7 protein-coding genes are annotated in these 10768 nt (G+C 39.2%); 5 read left to right on the plus strand and 2 right to left on the minus strand.

Annotated features, from left to right (window positions below):
- The 4 genes from AC1DPQ_RS06810 to AC1DPQ_RS06825 form a co-directional block, all read left to right on the plus strand.
- Positions 1-1941: alpha-mannosidase (locus AC1DPQ_RS06810; RefSeq protein WP_477608511.1), on the plus strand; the 1941-nt coding region annotated here is incomplete at its 5' end.
- A 375-nt stretch (positions 1942-2316) separates the two neighbouring features.
- Entirely contained in the window at positions 2317-3285 is a 969-nt protein-coding gene (locus tag AC1DPQ_RS06815; RefSeq protein WP_477608513.1) for a phytanoyl-CoA dioxygenase family protein, read from the plus strand.
- A gap of 348 nt (positions 3286-3633) precedes the next feature.
- Entirely contained in the window at positions 3634-6573 is a 2940-nt protein-coding gene (locus AC1DPQ_RS06820) for a glycoside hydrolase family 38 N-terminal domain-containing protein (protein ID WP_477608514.1), read from the plus strand.
- A gap of 292 nt (positions 6574-6865) precedes the next feature.
- The gene (locus tag AC1DPQ_RS06825) at positions 6866-8266 is read left to right on the plus strand and encodes a sulfatase family protein (protein ID WP_477608516.1); all 1401 of its coding nucleotides are present in this window, start codon (positions 6866-6868) and stop codon (positions 8264-8266) included.
- A 176-nt stretch (positions 8267-8442) separates the two neighbouring features.
- Here AC1DPQ_RS06825 and AC1DPQ_RS06830 read toward each other — a convergent pair whose 3' ends face one another.
- Together AC1DPQ_RS06830 and AC1DPQ_RS06835 are read right to left on the minus strand one after the other, a co-directional pair.
- Positions 8443-8598 carry a hypothetical protein gene (locus tag AC1DPQ_RS06830; RefSeq protein WP_477583802.1) on the minus strand — a complete coding sequence of 52 codons (156 nt, stop codon included), beginning with the start codon at positions 8596-8598 and terminating at the stop codon, positions 8443-8445.
- Between the two features lie 175 nt (positions 8599-8773).
- The gene (locus AC1DPQ_RS06835) at positions 8774-9679 is read right to left on the minus strand and encodes an AraC family transcriptional regulator (RefSeq protein WP_477583804.1); all 906 of its coding nucleotides are present in this window, start codon (positions 9677-9679) and stop codon (positions 8774-8776) included.
- Positions 9680-9863: 184 nt separating this feature from the next.
- On the opposite strand from AC1DPQ_RS06835, the gene AC1DPQ_RS06840 reads away from it, so the two are divergent.
- Positions 9864-10768, plus strand: a 905-nt coding sequence (locus AC1DPQ_RS06840; protein ID WP_477608517.1) for an MFS transporter, incomplete at its 3' end; no start/stop codon positions are given.

Below are 10768 nucleotides of genomic sequence, written 5' to 3' on the forward strand. Positions count from 1 at the left end.
GAGAACTGGCCCTCGAAAAATTACCTGGCCGTAATTATGACGCATGATAATACCGGCCCACCTACGCCCAAAGAAATTGAAGAAGTAAAAAAACAGGTAGCCGGAATGAAAGACGTCCGCTTGCATTTTACCGACCTGGATGAATATGCAAAAGTTTTATTGGCCGAAAATCCACAAGTGCCTACCATTCGTGGTGATATGGTTGATCCATGGATCCATGGGGTAATGGCCATGCCTCAGGAATCAAAAACAGCGAGGAACATCCGTCCGCTTGAACCGGCCTTGGATATCCTGAATACACAATTGAAAGGATGGGGAATTTCAACTACATCATTAGCCGGACCTTTGGCAAAGGCTTATGAAAACAGCATGCTTTTTGGAGAACATACATTTGGAGCATCTTCACCAGGTTACGGTGCGTTTTCAAAAGATGGAAAAACACAACTATCAGAAGCAGAACGTTATAAATACAATGATGACTTCGTTCAGGCAAGAAAAGAAGGTTTTTATGAAAAATTCGAATCTAGTTTCAAAGATAAAGCACAGTACATTAATACCACCGATAGCATTATTGTAACCAATTTTACCTCACGCATGGACCTGTTGGCCAACAATGTGAAAGCAAACATTGGGGACATCGTGGTGTACAATCCATTGCCCTGGATGCGGGGCGGAGTGGTTGATTTTAAGGGAAAGAAAATAGCWGTAGGGAAYATACCCGCMAATGGCTACAAGGTCATCAAGAACACCTCATCAGCTTAYACGGTATCCGGTGCAGGRAGCWCTACGCTYGATACAAARTTTTATASGGTAAAGTTTGACATGAAAAAAGGCGGAATTGCCTCATTGATTGAAAAGGCAACCGGCAGGGAACTGGTTGATCAACATTCCRCTTATGCACTGGGGCAGTTCCTGCACGAACGTTTCAGCTATGCACAAACCAAAGATTATCACGACAGAAATTACGTAAGGAACAATTTTGCTGCGGGTCTGAAACCAAATTTGCCTACAGACATCCCTTATCTGGCYACYACRCCTAYWGRTTGGRAAATGAARKTAGAGCAATCACCGGTTGCCGATAAGGTTACRTTGCTTGCAGCKAATGCCAATCCTGTTGCCGAATCGGTTTCCATTAGTTTCACATTTCCCAAGGCATCTGAGTATGTGGATGTGGAATGGAATATCAAYAATAAAATCGCCAATACTGTTCCYGATGGAGGATGGCTTTGCTTTCCTTTCAATGTGAATAAGCCAAAGTATATCCTKGGCCGYTTGGGCGGCGCTATGGATTTAGCAAAAGATCAGATTGTAGGCGGTAACCGCTACATATACGGCGTGCAAACAGGAGCCTCACTGGTTGCCCCTGATCAATCGGGTGCTGGGATCTGTGCTATCGATGCACCTTTGCTCAGTTTTGGCGAACCAGGCCTTTGGAAATATGATTATGATTATTTTCCCAAACAACCTTCTGTATTTGTGAATCTGTACAACAATATGTGGAATACCAACTTTCCCTACTGGACCGAAGGTTCATGGAGCGAAAGGGTACGTATCTGGGGCATCAAACAAGGAGAAAAAACAGCAGAGAATCTCGCTGTACGCTCATGGGAAGCAAGAACCCCRTTAATAGCYGTTGCCGCAAGCGGARGGGGCAAAAGACTGCCGATGCAACAAACAGGCATTGCTGTTTCACGTAAAGGTATACTTGTAACCGCTTTTGGTGACGATCCTGATGGAAACAAGGGTACACTGTTACGGTTGTGGGAACAGGCAGGAAATTCCGGTACTGTTACCGTTACATTGCCCAAAGGCTCAAATTACACCAAGGCAAGCCCTGTAAMTYTGCGYGGTGAAATAATCGGYAAGCRGCTRCCRGTTGTCAAAGGGACACTGAAGTTTTTCCTGRRKSAATATGCACCGGCAAGTTTTGTACTGAAGTAATTAAACCCCGGGAAGACCAAAGCTGACAACAGTAAATTATGAATCTGATTTTGGTATGGTCTTTCTTGGTAGGAGTGGAAATAAAAAGGAAATAGCGCAAAAATATATTTCAGGGGTGGTATCCTGAGGTTTGGTTGATAAGTATTCCCGGCATTGCCGGGATACTTAATACAATGCTATTATGTTTATTAGTATTGTCATCACTCAGATGAATAAACGGCTTGTATGAAAAGTATATTTTAGGCTTTATTGTTTTGCCTGGTTGGTTATAGTGTATATGCTTAAAACAGTTTTATAGACATCAGTAAATCCGGTCATAAAGAATACCATGTATCGGTAAATGGTAAAAAATGCTTGTTATAGAAAAAAAAGATTATGGAAAATATAAATTTATCTAAGGATTTGGCAGATTATAGCCATCCAATAAGCAGTATGTTTGTGCAACCGAAGACTGCAAAGGAATGGGAACAATACATGTTGTCGGAAGAACAGGTTTCTTTTTTTAAGGAAAATGGATATCTCAAGGGAATTAAAGTCCTGACAGAAGAACAAGTAGATATACTCAATGAGGAACTTGTAAAATTACAGTCCATAAGTCAGGAGGAGAAAAAATTATTTTACCACTATGAAAGTAATGAATCCGAAGATCCCAGCAAGGTGCTCTTTCACGCTATTGGTGGCTGGCGTGTAACTCCTGGTTTTCATGATTTATTCTGGGCACCAGCGTACCGCATGGCAGCCTATCAATTACTGGGGCAATCCTTTAGACTTTTTCATGATCAATTGTTTTGTAAACCGGCTAAGCATGGGGGAGTAGTGGCATGGCATCAGGATTTTTCGTATTGGACATTTACAAAACCAATGCATCATCTCACTTGCTGGATAGGTTTAGATGATGCAAATGTAGAAAATGGCTGTCTCTATTTTGTTCCCGGAAGTTATAAATGGGGCTTGCTTCCTATTACCGGATTAACCGGTGATATGGATGCGGTAAGGGAAATTTTAAATAAAGAACAATTAGTGCAATTTGATAATAGAATAGCTAATGAATTACCGAAAGGTTATGCTAGCTTTCATCATCCCCTTACCATGCACGGATCTTATGCAAATACTTCAGATCGTTCCAGAAGAGCTATTGTTCTTAATGCGATGAACTATAATACATTAGGAAACACAGCGGGCTACAGCAGGTTAGAAGCCTTAAAAAGTTTTCCGCCTATGGAACAGGATCAGGTACTAGATAGCAAATTTTTCCCTCTTTTGTTTGATGGGGATAAAGAATTGGAAGCTTTAGGGAAAAACATTCCCAAAGTTGATTATATGGAACTCTATGATAATCAATAATTAAATAGATTGTATTTGCTTTTCAATGTTGCATATGAAGTAGACACCGCCTTGTTCCGATAAAGGTAATAAACTGCATTTATTACTAAAGCCACTAGAGTAACTCTGCAAGGTGAGAGGTAAAACTTATCTTTTCTCTTAATGCAAACGTTCCGGTAAGTTTTATACTGGAATAAATTGATGAAGCTAACACATAATTCTTAAAACAACACCAGTAAACCTCCGAGGTGATTAACAGGGAAACAATTTACTATAGTTAACAATAAACTAACTTTTTTACTGAATGCTTATACACCCGCAAGTTTTATACTTCAGTAAAAATTACATGCTATAAAAAACACTTAGGTAATGAGATACATCAAAAAGAATTTAACGCTTAAAAATTATATGAGTATGTTGGGCTTTGCACTAACATTACTGTTTTTAAGCACTATTAGTATTAATGCAACTTTAGCTCAATCTGTTCCTCAATCTTTTGAATGTAAGGTTCAGCCCTATTATAAACACCRTAAAGACGGCAAACCAGGGCGTGCAATTACCCTCGTTTTTAAAGGGTTAAAACGGTCGGGTTCTGCTAAAATAAAGGTAGAATGTAATTCGGTTATCGAAGAAACCCCCATTAATTCTATGGAGAGTGTCGATTCCTTGTCGGTACTATTACCCGATGGTGCTGGTGTAAACAAGATGTGCCAGGCCCGAATTTCGGTAATTACTTCAACAAACCAATTAAGCCAATCAGTATTGGTTCCTGCAAAACGCCAATGGACGGTTTATATATATCCCCATTCTCATGTTGATATAGGGTATACGGGAACGCAGGAATTTGTTCAAAAACTACATATCCGTAACTTAGATGTTGGTATCGACATTGCAAAAAAGACCCAAAATTACCCAGAAGGGGCTCGTTTTGTGTGGAACCCTGAAGCAAGTTGGGTAACAGAGGGATACTTGAAAAAGGCTACATCAGAGAAAAGAAAAGCTTTTATTGACGCGGTTAGAAAGGGTTGGGTGTGTTTGGATGGCAGTTATGGCAATACAAATACGAGTACGTGCTCTGATGAGGAATTACTTCGATTATTTCATACTTCCAATGAAATTCAAAACATTACTGGTGTTCCGATAAAGACAATGGTGCAAATGGATGTTCCCGGAGCTGGCTGGGGTATAACTCAGGCAGCGTTTCAAAATGGTATTCGAGGTTTTTTTAGTTTTCCTAATCACGTTGGTCGAATAGGGACGATTAGGCAGGCATGGGAGCATAAGCCATTTTATTGGGTTTCGCCAGATGGAAAATCTAAAATTCTATTCTATCAGGCATATCCCTATGGCTATGGTTATAACTTAAAAGGCTCGAAAGAGAACCTTGCCTTAATACAAGGACATAGCCCTGGTGATGGACCTGATCGTTTTACGAGTAAAGACCCTACGGCTAATTTTGTCGATCCATTTATTTTTGATGAAACTGCCAAGTTAGAGGCTGATCAATCGCCTTATAATATGTATGTAATGACCTGGTCATTGGCAGATAATACACTAATTGATGCAGATTTGCCAGATGCTGTTCGCGCATGGAATGAAAAATATGCCTATCCTAAATTAGTAATATCAGGTGCACAAAGAATTTTAAATGACTTTGAAAGCCGCTACAGTACAATAATCCCAGAAGTAAAAGGAGATTACACCGAATACTGGACAGATGGATTGGGTTCGGACGCACTACGTGTGGGCATGAAACGTCGTGCCACTGAAAATTTGGTGCAAATGGAGACCGCATGGTCTATACTAGACTATAAAAAGCCTTCTCCGAAAAAGGAAATTAACGAATCATGGGAAAATGTGCTGTTGGGATCAGAACATACATGGGGATATTCAGACCCTGCAGCGCCTATGGCCAAACAAATTGAGCAAACCAAAGCTTCCTATTTTGAAAATGCACTCAAAACAAGCAATGAACTTTTAGCAGAAACATTCAAAGAAATAAAAAAGCCTGAAAGTAATAAGTTTGCTATTTTTAACACGCTTTCTTGGGAAAGAGGGGGGCTGGTTACACTCTCGAAAGATCAGAGTAAAAGTGGTGATCGGGTACTAAATGAAAAGGGGCAAGAGGTGCCGTCACAAAGACTTTCAACTGGCGAACTTGTTTTTTCTGCTGATAGAATTCCAGCACTTGGTTCAGCGCTTTTTACCATTGRACAGGGGAAACCTGGCCAACAGCCTGGCGAGTGTCGCATAGTAGGAGATACACTTTCAAATGGTACGTTTTCTGTTGCAATTGATCCAAAAACTGGGGATATTTCGAGCTTAATTAATCTTGCTACTAAACAGGAGTACGTGGATAAAAGGTCGAGATATGGTTTAAACAGTTATCGTTATTTATTGGGTGAAGATGCTTCTAATAGAGCACTACAGCCTTACAATATTGTACTTAAGGTTAAGGAAAAAGGTCCCCTGGTGGTATCAATCATCGTAGAATCAAATGCACAGGGTTGCAAATGGCTTACAAGAGAAATTAGAGTCGTTAAGGGACAACCGTGGATAGATCTAACGAATTCATTCGACAAAATAAGTACGCGTGTGAAGGAGGGGATTCATTTTGGATTTGCTTTTAATGTTCCTAATGGTACCACACGTATGGATATACCTTGGGGGATTATGACACCAGAATTTGATCAAATTCCGGGGGCAAACCGTAATTGGTTGGCATTTCAGCATTGGGTTGACATTTCAAATGATCAAACTGGCATTACCTGGACGGCTATTGAAGCTCCTCTGATTGAGTTTGGAGATTTAACCGCAAATATTTTGGGCGATGCCTTAAAAAGTAAATGGTTAAAAACAATTCCTAAAACACAAACGCTTTTTTCTTGGGCTTTAAATAACCATTGGTATACCAACTTCCCGCTCGAGCAAGGGGGGATTATTGATATGCATTATGGGGTTTTTCCGCACGGGCCATATGATGCTGTGGCTGCAAATCGCTTTGGGATGGAACAAAACCGTCCCTTACTTGCAGTGCCGGTTGAAGGAAAGCAAGTGGCGAAAAGCTGGGTTAATATTGGAAATCCGAAAGTATTTGTTACGATGTTAAAACAAGGTGATGATGGAAAGGGGATGATCTTGAGACTTCGTTCTGTGTCGGATAAACCCGAAGGTGTTGATTTGAAATGGACCAATGGTAGACCTAAAAAACTGTATTCATGCTTGGCGAATGAAAAGCGTGGTGCAGAAATAAAGGCTGATCAAACCATGCTACCGTTTGGAACAATTAGCTACTATTTTGAAATGTAATATTCAACAAGATGTGCCAGAATTGGCTAAATTGATAGGCAAAGAAAAAATAGGTTTCGGGACAAAAAGTGTAAACTACTTATGCCAGTTGGRTCGTGGCGTAGAGTGACTCTTCGCGAATTTATTTATTAACCATCCGAAATATTAATGATCCACTTTTTAAGCAACACTTTTCGCGCTTTCCTTTTTGTACTAATTTTCTTTTTTTTATCGGACATTAGTGAATTAAAATACAAAAAATAAATTAAGGGAAGAAAAACCTCCGGATACAAGATAATAAATAGAAGATTTTATGAAAAAAATGGTAATTTTTATAGGCGCATTTTTACTGACAATAAATTTAGTACACAGCCAGAAAAAAAGTAGCAGTAAGCCTAATTTTATAATCATTCTTACCGATGATTTAGGGTATGGAGATTTGGGAACATTTGGAAACCCTTCAATTTTAACACCCAATTTAGACAGATTAGCCACTGAAGGCCAAAAATGGACAAATTATTATGTTGCGGCCAATGTTTGTACACCTTCAAGAGCAGCACTATTAACGGGAAGGCTTCCCGTAAGAATTGGGATGGAAAGCGATACCCGCCGTGTTTTATTCCCTAATTCATCGGGAGGGTTACCTGAGTCTGAAACCACAATAGCCGAATTGTTAAAGACTGCATCTTATCAAACGGCGGCAATTGGTAAATGGCATTTGGGACATTTAGCGCCTTATACACCTCTTGACAATGGATTCGATTATTATTTTGGAATTCCATACTCAAATGATATGGATCGTATAAAAAATTATGAATTCGAAAATTATTTTAATCCGGATTTTAAAGATTTCAATGTTCCGCTGATTAGAAACAAAGAAATCATTGAACGGCCTGCTAATCAGGAAACAATTACAAAGCGATATACTGAAGAATCAATTGCATTTATAAAGAAAAATAAAGACAAACCTTTCTTTTTGTATTTAGCTCATTCAATGCCACATATTCCTCTTTTTACATCAAAGGAATTTGTGGGTAAAAGTAAAGGTGGGAAGTATGGAGATGTAATTGAGGAATTAGATTGGAGTGTAGGTCAAATTATAAAAACGCTTAAGGAGCAACATTTAGATGAAAACACTTATGTGATCTTTACGTCTGACAATGGGCCTTGGAAACTATATAAAGATCACGGAGGATCATCAGGGATATTATATGGAGCAAAAGGAACAAGTTATGATGGAGGAACTCGTGTGCCTTTTATCATATGGTCTCCAAATAACTTGAAACCAAAAGTAGAAGTTAAGATTGGCAGCACTTTAGATTTATTGCCTACAATTAGCAGCCTTGCCCACATTCAACTTCCTGAAAATCTAAAAACAGATGGATATGATTTATCTCCAGTATTAAAAGGAGAAAACAGTAATCCAAGAAATGAAATGTTTTTCTATCATGGTACTAAGCTGTTTGCTGCTAGAGTAGGCGATTACAAGCTGTATTATTACAAAAATAACCCTATTGGATATCCTGAAAAACTTGAAAAATTAGAAAAGCTACAATTGTTCAATCTTGCAATTGATGCATCTGAAATTAACAATATTATTGATGAGAAATCTGAAATTGTTACTCAAATTCAGGATATTGTTTCAAAACATCTTTCTACAGTTGTATCAGTTAAAAGTAATCTTGAAGGTGTTGTAGCTAAAAAAGAATTATAAGGATAGTCTGTACAAACCAATTTATTTGACCCCATTCCAACATTTTTATCTCCTTTGTGATTTAACTGGAAATTAAGGTATTATACTGAAATTATTTTAGGCGAGATGGGGGCAACACACTAAGGTTTTACCAGGGATATCAAATTCTTCCTATTCAGGCTGTCAAAAATATATGCTTAAAAATCACTTCCCCCCAACTTTTCGCTTGATCCGTTTTTGCGATCATCGGCGTATTTTACTTCCTCGATGATTTCAATGCGCTCCTCAAGATCAGCCTGTCTGATGACTTCTTCAGGTGTCAATAACTTTTCTGTTCCTTCTTTTTTTATCATAATAATGATTTGTCGGAAGTTTTCGATGTACTCAACATATCTACATGTTTTCGCTATAGCCTTACCGGTTCCTGGCCGTGTGTAAGTGCTTTGAACGTATTTGTGACAATTTTTTTATGAACTACCGATTGCCCTCGCCGTTTATTATTTAATCGGCTAAAATATCTTCCCTATCTTATTTAGGTGCCCCACGCTGCTCACGATATTGGGTGGGAGAAATTCCCATAACCTTGTTGAACAAACGGGAAAAGTAATATTGATCTTCTAATCCGATTTTAAAGGCGATCTCTTTGATCCTTAGGTCTGTAAACTGTAAGAACTGACAGGCCTTTTGGATTTTTAGATGATTCAGATATTCTATCGGAGGAAAGCCCGTGCGTTTTTTAAAGATTGCTGAGAAGTGACTTGCAGAGATATTTACGTTTTCTGCTATCATCTCCAGCGTTAATATTCTATCCAGGTTGTCCTGCATATATCGGAACGAGAGTTCGATGAGGTCCTCGCTTGCCGTTTTCGGAGACTGTTCGAACTTATCAACGAATAAAAATGAGGACAAAAATTGAGGGAACCTCAAATTTACATAGCTTAGGTTATCGAAACCATATCCACTCTCAAGGGTTTGATATAGGGAATCAAATAGGTTTATGCGATCATCGGAGAAAGAAACATAACTTTTTGGGGAACCATATTTTCTGGCTGCAAGTTCAATGATCTCATCCGCCTGCTCGCCTTTAAAGTGACACCAATAAATGGTCCAGGGATTCTCAGGATCGGTTTTGTAAGAATGGGCCTGTCCCCGTGGGATAAAAAGAAAATCTCCGCTGCTGATTTCATAAAAGGTTTTGTTGATTTTAATGGTTCCTTTTCCGTCAATGCAATATATCAGTATATTCTGTTCAGCACCGTGAGTTCTTTCCCGAAAATGCAATCTGGCCTTAGGATAATAGCCGATATCGGTTATAAAACATTTGTTGATGAGTTTATTGGCTACACAGAATTTTTGTAGAATGGTTCTTGGGATGACGATAGCACGCTGACCTTCAAAACCATCCTTTTTAAAATTTTCCCCAAGAGATTTCATTCGGCAATAGTAAGAAAATGTAATTACGTTAGCAAATGTCTGTGTCTAGATACTCTAAGCGCGGGATCTATTTTCACTGCATCATAATTTTATCCATCATATTCGGTTGAATGTCCATCCGCTTGCGGAGTAATATTCTATAAAATTGTACCATATCTTATTCTAACCAAATAATACTAATAAAATGGAAAACCAAAACATTTCCTTCAATACAAGGTATATCCTGTTTATCTCATTCATATCTGCCCTTGGAGGTTATCTGTTTGGCTTTGATTTCGCAGTTATTTCAGGTGCATTGCCTTTTTTAAGAAACGAATTTGGGCTTAACGAGTGGTGGGAAGGGTTTTTGACCGGCTCTCTTGCCCTTGGCTGTATCGTAGGCTGCCTGGTTGCAGGCAAAGGTGCAGATGTTTTTGGCAGGAAACCCGGACTGATGTTATCTGCATTGATTTTTGCTGCCTCTTCTGTAGGTATGGCCTTGAGCAGTTCGCTGTCAGCTTTCATACTGATGAGGTTCTGTGCAGGTATCGGGGTTGGCATGGCTTCCATTTTAAGCCCTTTATATATTGCAGAAATTTCCCCAGCTGCGATACGGGGAAGAAATGTCGCAATTAACCAGTTTACGATCGTGCTAGGTATTCTGCTCACCAACCTAGTCAACTATTTTCTGGCCGATACCGGGCCTGAGGCTTGGCGCTGGATGTTCGGTCTGGGGGTATTGCCCTCCACATTGTTTTTTATTGGCGTGACTTTTTTACCAGAAAGCCCAAGGTGGCAGATTCAAAAAGGATATATTGAAAAAGCGCGTGCAACACTTATTAAAATAGGCAAGGATGGGTTTGCGGCGAATACGATCAATGAAGTCAATAAATCAATTGAAAATTCAAGGCCCACAGGTCTAAAGGCTGTATTTAATAAAAGTGTTCGTCCTGCGCTTTTGATCGGAATAACCCTAGCTGTATTTCAGCAGTTGTGTGGAATAAATGTTGTATTCAATTATACCTCTACAATTTTTGAAGCGGTCGGCGCAAATCTGGATAGGCAGCTTTTTGAAACTGTTGCAATTGGCATAGTCAATCTCTGCTTTAC

The sequence above is a fragment of the Pedobacter sp. 01T416_2 genome, assembly GCF_056398925.1.

Coding starts and splice junctions, on each gene's coding strand:
- AC1DPQ_RS06815 (WP_477608513.1), top strand. CDS start 2,317: ATGGAAAATATAAATTTATCTAAGGATTTGGCAGATTATAGCCATCCA.
- AC1DPQ_RS06825 (WP_477608516.1), top strand. CDS start 6,866: ATGAAAAAAATGGTAATTTTTATAGGCGCATTTTTACTGACAATAAAT.
- AC1DPQ_RS06830 (WP_477583802.1), bottom strand. CDS start 8,598: ATGATAAAAAAAGAAGGAACAGAAAAGTTATTGACACCTGAAGAAGTC.
- AC1DPQ_RS06835 (WP_477583804.1), bottom strand. CDS start 9,679: ATGAAATCTCTTGGGGAAAATTTTAAAAAGGATGGTTTTGAAGGTCAG.